Origin of the sequence: Bradyrhizobium macuxiense (assembly GCF_001542415.1) — a bacterium.
GTDB classification, from domain to species: domain Bacteria; phylum Pseudomonadota; class Alphaproteobacteria; order Rhizobiales; family Xanthobacteraceae; genus Bradyrhizobium; species Bradyrhizobium macuxiense.
This window is the reverse complement of record NZ_LNCU01000032.1, coordinates 107,984-127,931: the sequence shown is the minus strand read 5'-3', so window position 1 is coordinate 127,931 and position 19,948 is coordinate 107,984. Positions and strand designations below refer to the sequence as shown.

13 protein-coding genes and 2 pseudogenes are annotated in these 19,948 nt (G+C 65.1%); 10 read left to right on the top strand and 5 right to left on the bottom strand.

The genetic code is table 11. The features are described from left to right. Positions 1-1,286, bottom strand: a 1,286-nt coding sequence (locus AS156_RS07570; RefSeq protein ID WP_245312594.1) for a gamma-glutamyltransferase, incomplete at its 3' end; no start/stop codon positions are given. Here AS156_RS07570 and AS156_RS44055 point away from each other — a divergent pair. Further along, positions 1,285-1,873 (top strand): annotated as a pseudogene (locus AS156_RS44055) (enoyl-CoA hydratase-related protein); the annotation flags it as partial. The gene AS156_RS07570 and the pseudogene AS156_RS44055 overlap by 2 nt on opposite strands. A gap of 30 nt (positions 1,874-1,903) precedes the next feature. Continuing rightward, positions 1,904-2,152: an enoyl-CoA hydratase-related protein gene (locus tag AS156_RS44050; protein ID WP_347336616.1), complete on the top strand. Its 249-nt coding sequence runs from the start codon at positions 1,904-1,906 to the stop codon at positions 2,150-2,152. Between the two features lie 18 nt (positions 2,153-2,170). Here AS156_RS44050 and AS156_RS07560 read toward each other — a convergent pair whose 3' ends face one another. After that, positions 2,171-3,184 (bottom strand): zinc-dependent alcohol dehydrogenase family protein, encoded by a 1,014-nt coding sequence (locus AS156_RS07560; protein WP_066502113.1) that lies wholly within the window; start codon positions 3,182-3,184, stop codon positions 2,171-2,173. A gap of 189 nt (positions 3,185-3,373) precedes the next feature. On the opposite strand from AS156_RS07560, the gene AS156_RS07555 reads away from it, so the two are divergent. The 6 genes from AS156_RS07555 to qhpG all read left to right on the top strand — a co-directional run bounded on the left by AS156_RS07555 (position 3,374) and on the right by qhpG (position 12,268). Continuing rightward, positions 3,374-4,249, top strand: a complete 876-nt coding sequence (locus AS156_RS07555) for a DUF2066 domain-containing protein (RefSeq protein WP_066502226.1) — start codon at positions 3,374-3,376, stop codon at positions 4,247-4,249. A 419-nt stretch (positions 4,250-4,668) separates the two neighbouring features. Next, positions 4,669-6,066 (top strand): FAD-binding oxidoreductase, encoded by a 1,398-nt coding sequence (locus tag AS156_RS07550; protein WP_066502111.1) that lies wholly within the window; start codon positions 4,669-4,671, stop codon positions 6,064-6,066. A gap of 25 nt (positions 6,067-6,091) precedes the next feature. Beyond that, positions 6,092-7,741, top strand: a complete 1,650-nt coding sequence (locus AS156_RS07545) for a hypothetical protein (RefSeq protein ID WP_066502108.1) — start codon at positions 6,092-6,094, stop codon at positions 7,739-7,741. 11 nt (positions 7,742-7,752) lie between these two features. Then, on the top strand, positions 7,753-9,498 hold the full coding sequence (locus tag AS156_RS07540; RefSeq protein ID WP_066502103.1) for a ferritin-like domain-containing protein: 1,746 nt from the start codon (positions 7,753-7,755) through the stop codon (positions 9,496-9,498). Beyond that, entirely contained in the window at positions 9,495-10,862 is a 1,368-nt protein-coding gene (locus AS156_RS07535) for a radical SAM/SPASM domain-containing protein (RefSeq protein ID WP_066502101.1), read from the top strand. The genes AS156_RS07540 and AS156_RS07535 overlap by 4 nt, the downstream gene beginning before the upstream one ends. After that, complete coding sequence (gene qhpG / locus AS156_RS07530) at positions 10,859-12,268, top strand: flavin-dependent monooxygenase QhpG (RefSeq protein WP_066502099.1); 1,410 nt, start codon at positions 10,859-10,861, stop codon at positions 12,266-12,268. Before AS156_RS07535 ends, qhpG begins: the two co-directional genes overlap by 4 nt. Before the next feature lie 10 nt (positions 12,269-12,278). Here the strand turns inward: qhpG and AS156_RS07525 are convergent, their stop codons facing one another. The 3 genes from AS156_RS07525 to AS156_RS07515 all read right to left on the bottom strand — a co-directional run. Beyond that, positions 12,279-15,602 carry an adenylate/guanylate cyclase domain-containing protein gene (locus AS156_RS07525; RefSeq protein ID WP_082747377.1) on the bottom strand — a complete coding sequence of 1,108 codons (3,324 nt, stop codon included), beginning with the start codon at positions 15,600-15,602 and terminating at the stop codon, positions 12,279-12,281. Between the two features lie 244 nt (positions 15,603-15,846). After that, positions 15,847-16,479, bottom strand: coding sequence for a pyridoxamine 5'-phosphate oxidase family protein (locus AS156_RS07520; RefSeq protein WP_066502090.1), 633 nt, complete (start codon positions 16,477-16,479; stop codon positions 15,847-15,849). Between the two features lie 109 nt (positions 16,480-16,588). Further along, a partial coding sequence (locus AS156_RS07515; protein WP_210184211.1) for a GntR family transcriptional regulator occupies positions 16,589-17,257 on the bottom strand: 669 nt, incomplete at its 3' end. Positions 17,258-17,391: 134 nt separating this feature from the next. On the opposite strand from AS156_RS07515, the pseudogene AS156_RS07510 reads away from it, so the two are divergent. Then, positions 17,392-18,534, top strand: a pseudogene (locus AS156_RS07510) (MFS transporter); the annotation flags it as partial. 348 nt (positions 18,535-18,882) lie between these two features. Further along, complete coding sequence (locus AS156_RS07505; protein WP_066502081.1) at positions 18,883-19,947, top strand: phosphotransferase; 1,065 nt, start codon at positions 18,883-18,885, stop codon at positions 19,945-19,947. Position 19,948 lies beyond the last annotated feature (1 nt).

Sequence of the window (19,948 nt, the reverse complement as noted above, 5' to 3'; positions counted from 1 at the left end):
CCCGACGCGCCGGCAGCGAGACGACGTCCGTCGGCGGCCTGCGCGATCACCGGCGTGTAGTTGGTCAGGCAGCGCTTGCCGCCGGCGAGCGAGTTGGGATTGCCCGGCGTCGGATCGAACCACATGATGCCGTTGTTCATGGTGAGCCCGGTGCTCGGCGTCACGAATTTCGAGCCGAAGGTCGACAGCAGCGTCTGCGTCACCGCCGCCATGTTGCCGTCGCGGTCGACCGCGGCGAAATGCGTGGTGCAGGACGGCGCGATCGCCTCGGCACCGAGCGAGCGGCGGCCGTCGACGTCGCCCATGTCCTTGAGCCGCTCGCGGTAGGCGGCCTGCAACGCTTCCGCATAGGCCGTGTACGCCGCAGCATCCGGACCGCCGCGCGCGGGCTCCAACGCCTTCTGCATCAGGCCGAGCGTGCGCGCCATGGTCGGCCCAGCGGTCAATTCCGGCGTCGCATAGACCGTGCCGCCGCGATAGGGGATCGCGAGCGGCTCGCGCAGATGGGCACGGAAGGCGCCGAGATCGCGCACCGACAACGCGCCGCCGGCAGCCTGGATGTCGTCGGCGATGCTGCGCGCGAGATCGCCCTCGTAGAAATCGCGCGGGCCGGCCGCGGCAAGCTGCGCCATCGTCGCCTTCAGGCTATCCTGCGGCATGCGCACGACCGACTTGATGCCCCAGGCTGCGCTCGGCGGCAGGCCGTCGTGCAGATAGGCGGCGGTGCTGGCGGGGTAGCGGCGGAGATCGGCGGTGGAGCTCGCGATCATCGCGGTGGTCCACCAATCGACCAGCAGGCCTTCGCCGGCGAGCTTCACGCTCGGCGCCAGCAACTCCTTCCACGGCATCCTGGCGTGACGGCGATGCGCTTCCTCCATGCCTGCGACGACGCCGGGCACCGCGATCGATCCGGGGCCATGCAGGTTGCGGTCGTCCTTGACGCGCGCCCAGGGGAAGAGGTCGGAGGCTGCTCCCGAGCCGGTCAGCGGATAGTCCTCGATGCGCAGGCTGTCGGGCGCGCGCATGCCGTAGTCGATCACCTCGGTGCGGTTCTCGCGGGCGCGATAGAGCACCATCGCGCCGCCGCCGCCGGCGCCGCTCATCCATGGTTCCAGCACGCCGAGCGCGAAGGTGGTTGCAATGACCGCATCGACGCAATCGCCGCCCGCTGCCAATACCTCCGCGCCCACCTCCGCCGCTCTGCGTGACTGCGCGGCGACGATACCGCCCTTGGAGGTCACGGCGGGTTTGCGGATCACTTGCGAGTTGGAGAACTGATCGGACATGGCGCTGTTTTCGCTGTTCTTGTTGCGGGTGGGTGAGGTTGGCGTAGCATGCAAGCAAGGCGGAGCGAGTGCAATAACTAGCTATTCCGGGGAGAGGAAAATGACTGGCGTGAAACGTGAACGGGACGGCAATGTCGGCATTCTGACGCTCAACGATCCCGCCAGCCTGAACGCGATGACGCCGGACTTGCTCGGCGATCTCGCGACGGCGATCGGCGAGATGACTGCCGATGCCGGCATCCGCGCGCTGGTGCTGACGGGAGAGGGGCGCGGTTTCTGCTCGGGGCAGAACCTCAAGGCGTTCCAGTCGCTCGGCGACAACATCTATGTCGGCGTCATGAGACATTATTGGCCGGCGTTGCAGGCGTTGCGCGAATGCCGCGTGCCGGTCGTCGTCGCGGTCAACGGCGTTGCGGCGGGCGGCGGCTTCAGCCTTGCGATGTCGGGAGACATCATTCTTGCAAGCCGATCGGCGAGCTTCATCCAGGTGTTCAGCCGGATCGGCCTGGTGCCCGATCTCGGCTCGACCTGGCTCTTGCCGCGGCTGGTCGGGCGCCAGCGCGCGCTCGACCTGATGCTGCTGAACGNCGGCCGAGCGGGCGAAGGAGTGGGGATTGGTGCGCGAGGTGGTGGACGACGCGAGACTTCTCGACGAGGCGAAGGCACTGGCGCGGCGTCTCGCTGACGGACCGACCCGGGCGCTGATCGCCACACGGCAATTGCTCGAGGAGAGTGAGCACGCCGGCTACGCCGATCAGTTCCGCCGCGAGATCGAGCTGCAGATGGTGATCCGCGAAAGCGCCGATGCGCAGGAAGGCCGCAAGGCTTTCGTCGAGAAGCGCAAGGCGCAGTTCACGGGGCGCTAGGCCTCGATGTCGGGCGCGCTACCCGATGGCAATGGCGACTTTGCCGAAATGCGCGCCGCTCGCCATGTGCGCGAACGCATCCTTGACCTGGTCGAACGCGAAGACCTTGTCGATCACGGGCTTGACACCGTGCAGGCTGATGCCGTCGCAGAGCGCCTGCAGGTCCTCGACCGAGCCGACCGTGACGCCCTGCAGCCGCTGTTGCTGCATCACCATCAGCGGCAGCCGCGTGTCGGTTGTTGGCGGACCGGCGAGCACACCGATGAAGGCGATGGTGCCGCCGATCCTGGTGGCGCGGATCGACTCATTCAGCGTGCCGACGCCGCCGACCTCAACGACCAGATCGACGCCGCGCACGGTCAGTTCGCGCGCCTTCTTGCCCCAGTCGGGCGTGGTCTTGTAGTTCAGCGTGACGTCGGCGCCGAGCTGCTTCAGCCGCGCGATCTTGGTGTCGCTGGAGGAGGTCGCGATGACGCGGGCGCCGCACATCTTGGCGAATTGCAGCGCGAACAGCGAAACGCCGCCAGTGCCCTGCGTCAGCACCGTCTGCCCGGGCCTGAGATCGCCGAGCTTGACCACGGCGCTCCAGGCCGTGAGGCCCGCGCATGGCAGCGCCGCAGCCTCGACGTCGTTGAGATGGTCGGGCGTGCGCACTAGCGCATGAGCCGGGAACACCCGATACTCGGTCAGCACGCCGTCGACGCTGCCGCCGAGCGCTGCGCGCATCCGCGTCTCGCTCGGCTCGCCGCCAACCCAGTCCTCGAAGAAACTGCCGATGACACGGTGGCCGGGCGCAAAATTCTTCACTCCGGCTCCCACCGCCTCGACGACGCCAGCGCCGTCCGACACCGGCACCAGCGGAAATTTCTGGCGCGAGCCGTAGCCGCCCTTGACGGTCAGCAGGTCGCGATAGTTCAGCGTCGCCGCCTTCAACCGGACCAGAACCTCACCGGGGCCTGCCTGCGGAACCGGCTTGTCGACCAGCGCAAGCGCATCCACTCCACCCGGACCTTGCAATTCGTAGCTCTTCAAGGGGACGCCTCCTGCAAGTCGCGGGCGCGCTCAGCATCGCCGCGTATGTTTCAATCATATGTCAGTCCGGCGGCGCGTGGCCATAGTGTGCGGCGCGATGCATCGCATGGTGCCCATGTCGGAACCTGTTGGCGCCGCGGCGAAAATGCAGTCAATCTGCGCGGACCAAGCGCGGAGCGGGAGGCGATCATGACTGCCTTGCTTGAGACGAGGAATTCGACCGGTATCCTCATGCGCGGTATGGCCTGGGTGGTCATCGTGGTGGCCCTGATCTGTCGCGGCGGCGCGCTCGCGGCCACCGCCGACGATCTCTACCGCGCGCAGACCGTCGTCACCGGCCAGGGCGAGCCGAACCGCATCATCGGCTTTGGCGCATGCCTCGAAGACGTGCTGATCAAGGTCTCCGGCCAGCCGGGGCTCGCGAGCGACAAGCGGCTCGCCGCATACAAGTCGAAGGCCAAGGAGTTCGTCAGCGATTTCAGCTATCACGACCAGTACGCCGGCAAGCCGCATCACGACGAGCAGGGCACCCGCGACCGACCCTACGATCTGACCGTCACCTTTGACGACAAGAAGATCGATGGCATCCTAGGCGCGCTCGGCCTCAAGCCGTGGCGATCGCAGCGGCCGGTGCTCGGCGTCTTCGTCGAAATGCAGCAGGGCGCCAAGGACTACATCGTCACCGCCGATGGCACGCAGTCGGACCTGCAGCGCGACGCGCTCGCGGCCGCGGCCGACAAGCGCGGGATGCGCGTCGTCCTGCCGAGCGCGGCTTCCCTCGCTGCCGCGAACCTCACCGCAGCCGAACTCCTCAAGGCGCCGTCAGCGAAATTGACGTCCATTGTTGCGTCGCAGGGTGGCGAGGCGGCCCTGGTCGGACGGCTGGTCTGGGATGACAAGGATCTCGGATGGGTCACGCAATGGCAGATCGACTGGCAGGGCAAGCCCTACACGTGGCAGTTGCGCGGCGTCACCTTCGACGAAGCCTTTCGCCGCGGCGTTGGCGGCGCCGCGCAGACGATGTCGGGTAACGGCGATCCGGGGAAGCGCGACCGATCCAGATGACGGCGCAGTCCGAACGTTCGTCGGTCGCGCGACCTGCCTTCGGTGTCGGACGATTGTGTCGCGAATATTTAGACGGTCCGAGAACCGCGAGCGGATTGACTTATGGCCTGATCGGGCATTGGATGTCGCATATTTCAGAGACGGTGATTTAAGCCCATGACAACCTCCGGTATAGTTGCGATCGTAGCGACGTTTTTCCTCAATGGGTCTCCCCGGTTCCCAGGAATAGCCTCACCGACCGGATGGCGAGCTGAGCGTCCCGACGACAACATCGTCGGTTAGGTGGCGACATGTGGAAGAGTGCGAAGCTTCGGCACCGCGAGGCGAGAGTCGCTGGCCTCCGCGTAGCCCATTCCCTGCCATCGGCTATTCCTTCGTCAGAGGCGATTGCCCACCTTCAATCCCAGATTGAGGGCTCCGTGGTGCTGCCGACCGACCCCAATTATCACGCCGCGCGGCAGGTCTTTAGCCAGGAATTTCAGGTCCTTCCGCAACTCATCGTCTATTGCGAGGTGTTCGAGGATGTCAGGCATTGCCTGAAGTTTGCGGAGCGCCACAAATTCTGGGCGATCACACGTTCGGGAGGTCACAGCACGGCGGGATATTCCGTCATCTGCGATATGGTGATCGATCTGAGCCGCATGAATTACGTCGTCGTCGATGCGGTGGCGAAGCGCGCGGTGATCGGCGCCGGCGCCACGTTCGGGCATATCAATGCAGTGCTCAACGGCTACCGGCTGCACATGCCGGGCGGCGCCTGCGAGGACGTGGCGATCGCCGGCTACATGCAGGGCGGCGGCTACGGTTTCACCTCCCGCGAGTACGGCATGAATTGTGACAATCTGATCGACGCGACCGTCATGCTCGCGGACGGAAGCATCGTGCTGGCCAGTGAAACCGTGAACAAGGATTTGTTCTGGGCCATCCGGGGCGGGACCGGCAACAATTTCGGTGTCGTGCTGCAGGCGACCTACCAGTTGCACGACCTCTGGAAGATCTGGGGCTTTGGCCTGCTGTGGCCCATCGAGCATGCGCCCGCAGCGCTCGTCGAGCTGCAGAAGAACTACATGACCAAGGGCGCCGCGGACCAGCTTGGTTACATGGTGATCGTCACCGCCCAGCAGGGGAAAAATGTCATGCTGATGCGCGGCACCTATCATGGCACCCGCGACGAGGGGATGGCCGCGCTCGCCTCGCTGCTGGCGACCAAGGGCGTCCAGCTGCAGGTCGATATGTTCGACACCTATCTGGCGGTGAACCGCTATATCGTCGACAAGCCGTTCCCGATCCCCGACGTGCCGAACTCGGTGATGGAGGACAAGCAGAGCGCCTATGTCTCGCGGCCCTTGAGCCTCAAGGACTGGCAGAAGATCATGAACCGCTTCGCGCAATCGCCATGCCCGTGGGGCTGGTTCGTGATCGAGCCCTATGGCGGCCAGATCAACCGCGTGCGCAAGGGCGAGAACGCATTTGTTCACCGCGATGTCATGATGAACACGTTCTACGGCCTGTTCTGGCGCACGCCGGAGGAGAAGGGCCCCTACGAACAGTTCCTCGACGATTTCATGAAGTTGTACGCGCCCTATTGCAACGGGCACTCCTATCAGAACTACCCGCGCCGTGAGCAGAAGGACTTCGCCAAGGCATATTGGGGCGACTACTACTCGTCGCTGGTGGCGATCAAGAACAAATACGACCCGCATGACGTCTTCCACTACCAGCAGGCCGTCGCGCTGAAGGGCGGAGGGCGCAAGCCGCCTCTGGTGCCGCCCACGCCGGGACCGATCGTGCGCGAAGCCTATTCGACCGGCGATTAGTTTCGATATTGTTGGGGAGGGGTGGATGGACCGTGTCGTCGAGGTGTACTTCCTGCCCCCGGTCGCGATTGCGCGGGTTGGCGGCAGCGACAATCCGCTGGAGGCGTTCGAGTGGGATACCGACGTCTCGACGCACGGCGCTCATCAAACCATCATCAAGCCGGCCGTCTCGCTGGACGTCGGCGCTGACGGATCGCTGCGGCCGTACCTTCCCAATGTCATCAGGTTCAAGGATGGCGACCAGTTGCGACCCGCGGCACCCTTCTTCGAGCTGTGGCTGCGAATCCAGTCGTCGCATGACGGCGAGATCCGGGAGGAAAAGGCGACACCCGCCAGGCTTGAGGAGTTGGGGGCCTCGGTCGACAATCTGCAGTTCAATGTGACGGTCGCCAATTGCAAGGCGCAGCGGCGCACCGGATCGCCGGCGTGCTCCTATATCGCGCGCCTCGAGGTCGGCGGCACCGACCATGAGCGCAAGCCGTTGCTCGCCATCAGCCCACACACGCCGGGGCAGGAGCCGCTGGTCTACCCGGATCGTCCGATACCGCTCGGCGCCTTTCAGGTCATCAAGCCCGCACCGGCAACCGCGATGGGCATCGACCTGTCGCAGATCCGCGTCCGCTTTACGCCGGCGCGGGGTGAGGTCTACGGGCCGCCCAATGCGATTGCGGGCCCGTCGTCGCCGGGGCAACCCGGCGACATCATCGCGGCGGCGATTCTGCCCGGTGCCATCCACGAGATCGTGCCGGACCGCAACCGCATCCTCAATCCCAACACGCCGTGGTCGACCTACATCATGAATGCGGCCGGGCAGACCGATCCGCAGCCCTGCGATTCCTACGATGGCGCCGATGTCGGCAACTGGCAGTCCTGGGGCGTGGTCGACGACACCTGCGACGGCACCATCTCGGCGCAACTCATCGTCGCCGGTACGCGCTTCACGGCCACCGCCAGAGTGCTGTCCGGCGTGCCGGACTACGCCCCGGACCGGAGGCCCTTCTCGTCGCTCGCGGGCGATCTCGCGGACCGGGAGTTGCCGCCGGTCGACGTGTCCGAGGCAACGATCGAACAGACCGGCGCCGAGATCGCCGATCTGTTCGCGCGCGTCTTCGAGACCGCGGGCCTGATGAATCTCGACGCCGTCCGCTACAAGGCGATCCAGAGCAATATCAACGATCCGCCGCCGCCGAATTATCCGGGGTTGCCGCAGATCGACAAGCGGATGATGACCAAGGACGACGAGCCCTATGTCGACCTCACGCCGATTTTGCTGGATTCCGACAAGGTCGCGCAGCAGAGCGACGGCGTGCCGTACCTGCCATTGCCTTATTCCGCCGTCGCCATGGCGGCGCATGCCCCGCTGACGGATCTGATTACGTTGCGGGACTTCCTGCGCACCCGCAAGGATCATGTCGGACGGCTGATCCGGCCGCCCTACGGCCGCTTCTCCCAGTTCGAGGAAGCGCCGGGCAAGGTTCCCAATCCAAGCTTCCGCGATTCCCGCGTCTCGCGCGACGGCCTGCATGACATGCGCATGCCACCCTTCATGCGCGACTCCGACGAGAATGCGCTCTCGCTGACCTGGCGTGACTACGACACGCTGATGCGGTTCATCGATTTGCTGGCGGAGCAGGCGGCGGCCAACGCCGCGCCGGGCCAGCCGCCGAAGGCGTGAGGACAACAGCCATGGACAATCGATCGGGAAAGATCTTTCCGCGCAATCTCACCGCCCGCGCCGCCTATCAGGTGCCGGGCAACCCGACCGTGACGCGTCTCGAGGACGCCGTCGGCAATTGCTATCCCGGCCTCGAGGTCGACGTGCGCAATTTCGATCGGCGGTTCTTCCCGGGCCTGGTCTTCGAATTCGTCGGCCGCGACGACAACGGCGCGCCTTATGACGAGCCCCAGCGTTACGGCGCGTGGCTCAGATATGTCGACTATCTGTTCGACCCTGAACTGCAGGCGGACAATGCCGACGCAAGGCGCCTGCTGCTCGACATCGAGTTGAACGCCGGCACGCTCGGCGCCCACACCGACTGGTATCTCGAATGGGTCGAGCAGGGCGGCAAGCGCCTGTCGATGCGCCTGCACAACCCCGACAATCCGGATTATCCGCTCGACGGCCTCTACGTTTGGCGATTGCTGCGTGGGCTCGCGCCGGGCGCGCTGAAGATCGGGTTGAAGCGGCGCGGCGCTCCTGATGGCGCCGAAGTCGTTTTCGAGGGCTGGCGGCGGCACTTCACCGATCCGGTCACGGGTGTGATCAATAACGCCTATCTGCCGGGCGAATTGCTGCAGAGCCTGTGCTCGCCCTGGCAGCACGATTTTCGCGATTGCGCCTGCATGTACTGGGCCTCCAATCATCCCGACGCGGTGTTCCAGGAACTCGAGCCCGGCGAGCCGATCCTGCCGAACGATCAGGCAGCCAATCCGCTGCTCGGCAATCTGAGGGTCGACTGGCTTCGTGCGGAGCGGTCGCGCGACATATCGGCGGAGGCCGCCAACACCATCGCCAAGAACCGCCCCTACCAGTTCGATCACTTCCAGATCAATCACGAATGGCAAAACCTGAACGTCGTTCTGCACGATCACGAAATCGACTCGGTCTATGTCCCCTTGCGTGAACGGCATGCCAATCCGTACGCAAACCCTGCCGAACTCGCGCGCGAGCTGCGCGAGAAGCTCGGTCCGATGGAGATGACGCTCGCGCTCGAATATCTCTATGCGCGGTTCTCGCTGCTCTCGCCCGAGGAGGCCGCAGGATCGCATTGGCGCACGATGAAAGAGGATGTCACTTTCATCCGTGGCGGCCTGATGATCATCGCCACTTGCGAAATGCAGCACCTGCGTTGGGTCAACGAGCTCCTGTGGATGCTGCACAATGCCGGCCTTACGCCTTCCTATGAACCTGTGTTGCATCCGGCGCCACAATTGCCTGACGGCAAGGGCGGCTGGCGCGACAGCGCCTTGCGCCGCTTGACGCCTGAGACGCTGGACGCGTTCATCAACATCGAACGTCCGAGCGGTTTCCTCGACGGTGCCTATTCGCGGGTGATCGCGACCCTGCGGTCGCCGATCTATCCGGCTCATGCGATCGAGCTCGCGGAGCGGATCGACAGCGACGGCGTCGATCACTACAGCCGCTTCCGCGAGGTGGAGACTGCGCTCAAGGCCTATCAGGGCGCCGATCCGGCCTTGCCGTATCTGCGGCGCGTTGAAATCGGGACGCCCGAGCAGGCGGCCGCAGCGCTGGCGATCTACCAGGAGATCCTGCGTGACCTCGGCCAAGGCTATACCGACTATGCGCATGGCGGCATGGCGGAGGGCGCGCCGCTGGTGAACGCCGCCCGCCTGAAGATGAACGAGCTGCTGCAGGTCGGCGAGAAGCTCGCGGCCGACGGCATCGGCATTCCATTCTGGCCCCAAAAATGATCGCCGCCAGTTCCTTCGAGGCGTCGCCTGACGTCCATCTGTTCGATACAGAGTTCGGGCCGCACGCGCTGTTGGCGGACGCATCCCAGGTCTTCGCGCTGGACGAGCAGACCAGGGACGAGCTGGCGCGAGCGGCAGGACTAGGTCCCGATGCCGTGCGCGAAGTAATCGGATTGTCGCGTCCGCTTGCATCCGCGATGGAGGCCCCACGCGATCCACCGCTGCGATCGCTGTCGCTTGCGGTCGCGCAGGCCTGCAATCTCGGCTGCACCTACTGTTATGCCCAGGAGGGAAGCTTCGGCGGCAAGGCCAAGGAAATGGCATGGCGCACGGCCGAGACCTCGGTGCGCCGGCTGTTCGCGGACGCAGAGCGAGGAGACACGCTCCATATCTCGTTCCTGGGCGGCGAGCCGCTGGCGGCGCGCGAACTCCTCCGCGATGCCACCGAGCTCGCCGTGGAGCTGGGACGCGCGAAGGGCGCCAACGCTAAATTCTCGATCACCACCAACGGCACCTTGCTGCGGTCGGATGACGGCGAATTTTTCGAGCGGCACGGATTCGCTGTGACCGTCAGCCTCGACGGCGTCGGCGCGGTCCACGATCGGCTGCGGCCGTTCAAGAACGGGCGCGGCAGCTATGAGCGGGCGATCGAGAATGTGCTGCCGCTGCTCGCCATGCAGCGTCGCATGCAGATCTCCGCGCGCGTCACCGTGACTCCGGACAATCTCGATCTGCGCGAAACGCTGGACGGATTCGCCGAATTGGGATTCACCAGCGTCGGATTCTCGCCCGTGCTGCGTTCGCCCACCGGCAAGAGCGAGCTTCGCGCGTCCGACTTCCAGATCTTGCTCGCGCAGATGATTGCCTGCGGGCGCGAATTCGAGCGTCGTATGGCGCAGAGGCAGCGCTATCCCTTCGCCAACATGCACAGCGCGATGCGCGAGATCCATCGCGGGACGCATCGCCCGTATCCCTGCGGCGCGGGCGCGGGGTATTTTGGCGTATCGGCGGATGGCGATATGTTCGCGTGTCATCGCTTCGTCGATGATGCGGCCGGCGCGATGGGCCATGTCGAGACGGGCGTCGACCGGGCGCGCCAGCGGCAATGGCTCGAGGAACGTCTGGTCGATCGGCAAGAGCCGTGCCGTTCCTGCTGGGCGCGCTATCTCTGCGGCGGTGGTTGTCATCACGAGGTGATCGCCCGCGGACGGCCGGCTTGCGATTTCATCAGGGGATGGCTGGACTATTGCCTGCAGGCCTATGTGAGGCTGTCCGTTCTCCGTCCTGATTATTTCGGCGGATCGCCGGATTATTTCGGCGGATCGCCGGCTGAGGTTGTGTTCGAGGCCCCGGCGTTGTCATGACCCCCGTCACGACAGCCGAGGTTTGCGTGATCGGCGGTGGACCGGCCGGCTCTGCCTTCGCGACGCGGCTGGCGCGGCTCGGGCATGATGTCGTCCTGATCGAGCGGAGCGCGTTTCCGCGCCCGCGCATTGGCGAGGCGATGGCGCCGTCGATCTGGACCATCCTCGACCTTCTCGAGGTCCGCGACGAGGTTGCGGCAGCCGGCTTCGCGCGGGTCGAGAAATCCATCCTGCGATGGGCTGGTGGCGCGGACGAAGACGTATCGCTGCCGCCCGGCCGTTTCGGCTTGATGGTCGATCGCGGACGGTTCGACGCGCTCCTGCTCGATACGGCGAGGAAGGCCGGCGTGCGTGTCCTTCAGCCGGCGAGAGCCAAGGCGCCGCGCGTGCGCTCTGGCGGATGGGTTGTTCCCGTCGAGAGTGGCGAGGGCGCGTCGTTAATCGAGGCGCGGTTCCTCGTCGATGCGGCGGGGCGCTACTCCAACATCCGCAGGACCGAGCCGCTGCTGGGGCCGATGACGGTCGCATTGTCAGGGCATTGGCGGGATACGCCGCTGGTTCCCGGTCACAACCGCATCGAGGCGGGACAAGACTGCTGGTATTGGGGCGCGCCACGACCCGACGGCGCCTTTTGCGCCATGATCTTCGTCGATGCCGACCAATGCCGGGGCCGCCGTCGGCCCGACATCGAGGCCGACTACCGGAACAGGCTATCGGAGTCCCGGCTATTGCAGGATTGTCTACGGGGCGCGCTGGAGGGTGGAGTTCGGCTGCACGACGCCACGCCGCATCAAACCAACGCGTGCGTGACCGAAACGTCGGTCAAGGTGGGGGAGGCGAGCTTCTCGCTCGATCCGCTGTCGTCGCAGGGCGTGCAGGCGGCGATGAACTCCGGCCTTCAGGCCGCGGTCGTCGTCCACACCATCCTGACGCGACCGGAGCATGCCTCAGCCGCGATGGCGTTCTATCGAGACGCCCAAGCGGACACCGTTGCGCGCCACCGGGCGGCATCTGCGCGTCACTACGCGGCGGTCGCGAGCACAACGTCAACGGCGTTCTGGTGTGAGCGGGCCGCCAAACTGGATGTTTCGAGCGCGTCGATGCCGATGGCGCAGCTGCGAGCATTCGCCGGAAAGGCGCGCCTGTCGGGCGAGGTCCGCATCGCTGATGTTCCGATCATCGAGCGCGATCACATCATGCTGCGCAAGGGCCTGCATCATCCGGCGCTTGGACGACCGTTCGCCTATCTCGACGGGGTCGCTGTCGAGACGTTGCTGGAGCGAGTTGCGAGCAGCAATAGCCTGGACGAGCTGGGGCGGGAGTTGGCGCGGGTCACGACCCGCGAGCGCGGGCAGCGCATGGTGTCGTGGCTGGTCGGGCGCAGGATCCTTGTATCAGCGGAATGACTGATTGGTCTCAGGCGATGGACGCGTGCGGCGCCAGGATGGTGCGCGCGGCGGCAAGATCGACGCTGTCGAACCCTTCGTCGAAACGGCGATAAACCGCGTCCACCATTGCCTTGCCTTCCGCGCCACGCCCGAGCTCGCCCAGCAGGCGGGCCAAATCCACCGAGGCGCGCAGCTCCCATGACAGCGCCGCGTGATTGCGTGCGACCGCGATCGCCTTGCGCAGGCATGCCTCGCCCTCGGCGATCCGGCGCTCGGGAAGCGCAAGCAGCAGCATGCCTTCGACGCGATAGAGTTCGGCCTCGGCCCAGCGCTCGTCGGTGGCCTCGAGCAGTTCCTTGGCCTGCGCGACGACCGACAATCCCTCATTGGGCTGGCCGGCATCGAGATAGGTCTCCGCGATGAGGGTCAGCACGTAGCCCTGATACTGGCGCGCGCCGGTCGCCCACCACAGGTCGGCGGCATTCAGCATCTGCGGAAGCAATTGCTCGGGCGGAACCTCGCCGCGCCGCGCCGCGGCGAGAAAGAAGCTCGCGCCGCGCTCCATCAAGTCGAAGGACAGACGCCGGGCGAGGTGCTGCCCCTGGGTCGCCGATTCGATCACGCCGGGCCGGTCGCGCGAGAGCACGCGAAGCAAAGCGCTGTAGATCAGCGCCTGGCAGATGCTCGGCAAATGCTTCAGAGCCTCGGCGTGCGACAGAGTTTCTTGTTGGGAGGCCTCCGCCTGAACAGGCTTGCCGAGCAACCAGAGCGTGGTCGAGCGGAACGAGGCCGCGACCTCCTTGTGATCCAGTCCGAAGGCCGCGGCGAGCGGACCGTGCGCGACGGGATCGTAGAGTGAGAGCGACTGCTCGAAATGATCGAGCGCGGCAGGTTGATGTCCAAGCTGAAACTGCACGCACCCCATGCTGCGCAGCCCGATCATGATATAGTTGGTGTCGCCCTGTTGTCGCGCAAAGGTCAGCAATTCCTCGGCGATCTCGCCGGCGCGCATCGTCTCGGACCGGACGAGATGGTAGGCATAGAGGCCGGCGAGCGTCAGCAGCAGCTGCGCCGGCTCACCGACGCTTTGGCTGAGCGCATGGGCGCGCCGGAGGGCGTCGCCGGTTTCCGGCGCCGAATAGCCCTTGGTGCTGCGCAGGGCGCCTGCGCGCTGCAACTGGATCTGCAACTCGAGACGGTCGCGCTCGGTGCCTTCCGGTAGGGACTCGACGACGCGCAATCCGTCGTTCAAATAAGCGAGGGCTTCGACATTGGCCGAACGCGCTACGGCGCGTCCGCCGGCGAGCCGATAATACTCGGCCGCGCGGGCGGCGTTGCCGCCGTGCTCGTGATGCATGGCCGCGATGTCGGGCTGCGTTTCGACGATCTGCGGAAATCGCGTCTCGAGGACCCTGACGATGTTGCGATGCACGTCGCGGCGGCGTGCCCGGATCATGAGCTGATAGGCGGAATCCCGCAGCAGCGCGTGCTTGAAGGTGTAGTTGGCCTCGGGCGGATCCCCGCTGCAATGAATGATGTTTGCGTCGATCAGCTTGTCGAGCGCGTCCGTGAGGGCCGGACCGCGCACGGAGGAGACTTCTTCGAGCAGGCGGTGCGAAAATTCACGCCCGATCGCCGCACCGATCTGGGCGATGTCCTTCACCGAATTCAGCCGGTCCAGCCGCGCCAGCAGCGAGTCCTGCAACGTCGAGGGGATCGCGATCGGTGTCCGCGCCGAAACCAGCTGATAGGACTCGCTCTCCTCACGAAGCAGGCCCGATTCCATCACGGTTCTCGTCAGTTCTTCGACGAAAAGCGGCACACCGTCGGTCTTGACGATAATCTCGTCCAGAATTTTGGCCGGCAGAGCCTTTCCGCCGGCCACGCCCTGGACCATCATCGTGGTTTCTTCGCGAGGCAACGGCGGGAGCTGTACGACCGACAGGTTCGGTGCGCTTTCCCATGGCGGGTTGAATTCCGGACGGGCGGTAATCACCATGAGTACGCTCAGCGTCGGCATCGCTTCGAAGAAGCGTCCCAGCACGACCAGCGACGTCGGATCGATCCAATGCGCGTCTTCGAGCAGTGCGAGCGCGGGGGCGTGTTGCGTTCTGGCTGTGAAGAGCACGACTAGCGCAACAATCGTCCGTTCCTTCTGTTCAGCCGCGGTCAGGTCGAGCGGCGGATAGCGTCCGACAGTCGGGATCGATAGCGCGCCGGCGAGAACCGGCGCGAATTCATGCGCCTTCAGTCCATAACGCGCGATCATCGCCTCGAGCTTGTCGAGCTTTGTCGACGGCGATTCGTCGTTGAGGAATCCCGCGGTTCGCCCGATCTCGCTCAGGATCGGGTAGAGTGCATCATTCACGTGATGCGGCGAGCATTGGAAGCTGATCGCGATGTGCGGCGATGCGGCGACGTGGTCCGCAAGGGTGGCCACAATGCGCGACTTGCCAATTCCCGCCTCACCCGAGACGAGCACGATCTGTCCTTCGCCGTTCCGCGAGCGCCTCCAGCGGTCCCGCAGCAGTGCCGTTTCCTGCTCGCGGTTGACCATGGGCGAAAGCCCCTGCGATCTGGATGCCTCGAAGCGGGTGCTGGTGCGCGCATCGCGCAGGACCGACCAGACCCGGACCGGCGTTTCGAAACCTTTGAGCGCATGTACGCCGAGCGGCTGCAGATCGAAGGTCCGCCCGACCAGCCGCATGGTGGACTCTGCGATCACGACGCTGCCCGGGGCCGCCAGCGCCTGCAACCGCGCCGCCAGATTCGGCGTCTCGCCAACGACGTCCCGTTCTTGCGCAGGGCCCGGTCCGATCAGATCGCCGACCACGACGATGCCGGTGGCGATCCCGACCCGGACGGCGAGCTTGTGTCGCGCCGCGGTCTCCAGGTTTGCGACGGCGTCGACGATGTCGAGGCCCGACCGGATCGCCCGCTCGGCTTCGTCCTCATGCGCCCGCGGGAAGCCGAAATAGGCGAGGATGCCGTCGCCCATGAACCGCGCAACGAAACCGTCATAACGGGCGACCGCACCCGAACAGGCATCCTGATAGGCGCGGATCACGTCGCGCATGTCTTCCGGGTCGAGCCGCGCCGAAATCTGGGTCGAGCCCACCAGATCGCAGAACATCACCGTTAATTGACGGCGTTCGGCCTCGTCCGAAGCCGGTGCTTCGCGGAGGGCTGCGATGGCCTTCAGCAGACGCTTGCGGTTGCCGAGCGATACGCCCAATTCCACGAGGTCGGCGTCGGTAAGATCAGGCAGAACGTCGAGTCCGACTTCCGCCTCGCGAAACGCGGTCTCATACTGCTCAAGACCCAGGCCTCGCAGCCATTCCACGACGTCCATGATCGCTTCCCGCCACCAAGCTTAAGGTCTTCCAACATGTTGCAGAAGTCCAGCGGATAAGTGGTTGGGTGGCATTGGCCCAGAGCAACTCATCCGCGAAAGCCCTCTGCGGTAGGGCAAAAGGGGCTAAGCCCGTGAAAACACGGATGCATCCCGTGGTTGCGGTAAGTCCGTCGCAGCCGCGGCGACGCTAGTCGTCCATCTGGACACTGTCAGCAGAGCCCGGCGTCAGTCGAATCCGGTGTCAGTAGAGCCGCGTGCGATAGGCCTCTTCCATTGCCTTTTCGGCGGTCTCGACCCCGATGGTGGCGGTCTGCTCGGCGATGATCCGGCCCAGCGTCGGGAAGCTGTGGCGTTCAACCTGCACGGCGGGATTCCACAGCTTCGAGCGCATCAGCGCCTTGCCGCAATGGAAGTAGGCTTCCTCGACATGGACCTTCAGGCCGATGATCGGCGTGACGTTCTGCACCGTCAGCGGCGTCAGCAGGTCCGGCTCCTGTGATATTTCCGCTTTTCCGTTGACGCGCAGCGTCTCGTTGATGCCGGGCACAAGGAAGACCAGGCCGATGCCGGGCGAGGCCAGAATGTTGCCGAATGTATCTACGCGATTGTTGCCGCGCCGGTCCGGGATCAGCAGTGTCTTGTCGTCGATGACGGAGACGAAGCCCGGCGCGTCGCCGCGCGGACTGGCGTCGGCGTGGCCATTGCCATCGCTGGTGGCGACGACGAGGAACGGCGATAGCGCGATGAAGTCACGGCAGAACCTGTCGAGATGATTGAGGACCTTTTTCTCCGCAAGCGCGCTCACTTGCCCGAAGTGCGCGCGAAGATCCTCTTGCGACTTCACCGGCGGCTTGCCCGCGCCCTGGTTGCTCACAACGCACCTCCCTGTGCTGTCAGTTCTCGATCCGGCCGTCGTGTCTTCAAGAAAGACTGCGCTTGCGGCGCTCGGCGTCAAGCCAGCGCCTTCAATCCGGTGTGGCTTNGCTTGTCGCCGCGCCATTCGACAACAGAAGCCCCGACTGCAGCAGGATTTCCGCCGTTGCATTGATATCCGCCTGAATGGCGGCTTCCGCGGCGGCGGGGTCGCGCTTCTTGAGCGCGGCGAGGATGTCGTGGTGATACGAGATCATCGCGCGTCCGCCGGAGACATAAACCGCTGCGATCAGCGGGCCCATCCGCAGCCACATGTTCTCGATCATGTCGTGCAGCACGGGGAGGCCCGCGATCTCGGCGATCTTGGAGTGAAACAGACGGTTGAGCTTGATCGCCGTCACCGTGTCGCCCTTGGTCCGCGCCTCTTCGTTCTCCTCGAGGATGCGCGTCAGCAGCACCTCCGAGGTGCGGTCGATGCGCGTGGCGGCGAGCTGGGCGGCGAGACCTTCCAGGCGTAGCCGGATCATCCGGACTTCCTGCAACTGCTCGACATGCATTCGGGGAACGCGGATGTCCTTCAGCCCGCGCATCTCGAGCGCGCGCTCCTGGACCAGGCGGAGCAGGGCGTCCCGTACCGGTGTGACGCTGACGCCGAGCTGATCGGCCAGGGCCCGGATCCGCACCTTATCGTCCGGCTGCAGCTGCCCCTCGATCAGGGCAAGGGCGATCTGCGAGTACACCGTCTCGTACAGGCTGCTGCGATCGACTTGTAAAAACATATCTTTCACAAGGGGTTCCCTATCCCGCGACGACCCGTCCCGGTCACGATTCAACGCCTACCAAGCTATATCAGCCCGCCTGTTTGATAACCAGCATGCTGATATTTGATGCATCAAAATGGTCTTGACGCATCATGCATCAAATGAATACGAAGGAACTGCCGGAGATCACACATTCAAAGCCCGCGCATCAACAGGGGAGAAGGAACAAGGGTATGGTTGAGCGACAGCCGATCAGGGCGGCACTGGCCGCGTTTCTCGGGACCGCCATCGAGTGGTACGACTTCTACATCTACGGGACCGCCGCGGCCCTCGTGTTCGGCGATGTGTTCTTCGCCACCAACGATCCCTTCATGGGCGTGCTGGCATCGCTCGCGACCTTCGCTGTCGGCTTCGTGGCCCGGCCGTTCGGCGCGCTGATCTTCGGGCATCTCGGTGACAAGGTCGGCCGCAAGAAGAGCCTGATCATCACGCTCGCCGTGATGGGCATCGCGACTACGCTGATCGGTATCCTGCCGAGCTTCCATTCCGTCGGCATCATGGCCGCGGTCATGCTCGTGCTGCTGCGTCTCGTCCAGGGCATCGCCGTCGGCGGCGAGTGGGGTGGCGCGGTGCTGATTGCCACCGAGCATGCGCCGGAAAAATGGCGCACGTTCCTCGCCTCCGCGCCGCAGTACGGCAGCCCGATCGGCCTCATCCTGGCGACGCTCGCATTCCGCTCGGTGTCCGCGCTGCCGCAGCAGGACTTCCAGTCGTGGGGCTGGCGCATTCCGTTCATCCTCAGCGGCGTGCTGGTCATCGTGGCCTTCATCATCCGTGCCGGCGTGAATGAAAGCCCCGAGATGATCGCGCAGCTCAACAAGGCGCCGTCGCACGACGTCGTTCCGGTCCGCGAGGTGCTGAAGACCAAGAAGAAGGCAGTCGTGCTCGGCATCGGTCTCAGCCTGCTCGGCATCGCCGGATTCTATTTCATCACCACGCTGATGATCAGCTACACGACGACCTATCTGAACATCCAGCGCAGCCAGATCCTCGACATCATCTCCTGGGTCGGCATCGTCGAGCTCGCCTCGTTCCCGGTCGGTTCGTACATCGCCACCAAGATCGGCGAGCGGCGCCTGCTGCTGCTGACGACGGGAGCGGCCTGCCTCTGGTCGGCACCGATGATGATGCTGGTGGTGACGGGCAGCGTCGCGAACATTGCGATCGGCATCCTGGTCGCGACGTTCCTGATCGGCGCCTACTACGCGGTGATCGCCTCCTTCCTGCCGCGGGCATTTCCGGTGCGCATGCGCTACACCGGCATCTCGCTGAGCTTCCAGCTCTGCGGCGCGATCTTCGGCGGCACCACGCCGCTGGTCGGTGTCTGGCTCGCCCACGCCTACGGCGTTCAGTGGGGCCCGCTGGCCGCGTTGTTCGCGCTGATCGCGGGCGGTGCCTTCCTGTCGATCTGGTTCCTGCCGGTCGAGGATGAAGCCCCGGCCACTGACGTTGCGCTCGGCCGGGCGAACCGTTCCGCCTACGCCGCCAACGGCTAGGCCACCAAGAAGTGCTCGCGGCGGCCCCCTCGAAATGGCTGTCGCGAGCGCGTATCACAGCGTAGCTAACTCAAGTCGGATGCCGGAATGAATGATGTGGCCACCGGGAGCTATTCTCGCGCTTCGGCCGGCGATGCGCTGTCGTCGCACTGGACGCTGCTGCTGCTTGCCGAGGTCGAGGATCTGGTCGCGCGGATCTACGGTTTGTCCGGTTCGGTGACCCGGCTGTCGAGCGAGCGCGACGAAACCTTCAAATTCGCCGCTGCGACCGGCGATGCCTATGTGCTGAAGATCGCAAATCCCGTCGAGGATCCGGCGTCGTTGGCGTTTCAGGACGGCGCGCTGATGCATCTGGAGGCGACGGCGCCTGAGGTTCCGGTGCCGCGACTGATCCCGACCTTGCAAGGTGCGCGCAGCCACGATCTGCCGGTGGCGGACGGTGCGGCCCGGAAGGTGCGGCTGCTCAGCTATCTCGACGGCGACCAGCTCTATCGCCTGCCGGCATCGACTGCGCGCAACCACAATCTCGGCCGCGTGCTCGCGATCCTGGGCCAGGGGCTCGCCGGCTTCAAGGGCCGTCCGCCCGTCGGCAAGCTGCTCTGGGACATCAGCCATACGCTCGACCTTGCCGATCTCGTCAGCCATGTCGGTGCCGAACGGCAGCCACTCGTGCGTGGCGTGCTCGATGCGTTTGCGGACGTGATTCCGCAGGCGGCAGGCTCGCTGCCGCATCAGATCATTCACAACGACTTCAATCCCCACAACATCCTGATCGATGCGGCGTCGCCGCTGGAGATCGCAGGCATCATCGATTTCGGCGACATGGTGTTTGCGCCGCGGGTCAACGATCTCGCCGTCGCGCTCGCCTATCATCTGGCGAGTGACGGCTGGCAGGACCTCGCGGGCGCGATCCTGCGCGGCTACGCAACGGTGACGCGGCTCGAGGTCGACGAGATCCGCGTGCTGCCGGTGCTCATCAAGGCACGAGTGGCGATCTCGATCATCATCTCGGAATGGCGGGCGGCGAGCCGGCCCGACAACCGGGACTACATCCTGCGAAACCATCACGCTGCGTGGCAAGGCCTGCAGCGTCTGTCCGGATTGTCCGCGTCCGATCTCGAGCGGTTCGTCTCTTCCAATTGCGAGGGTTAAG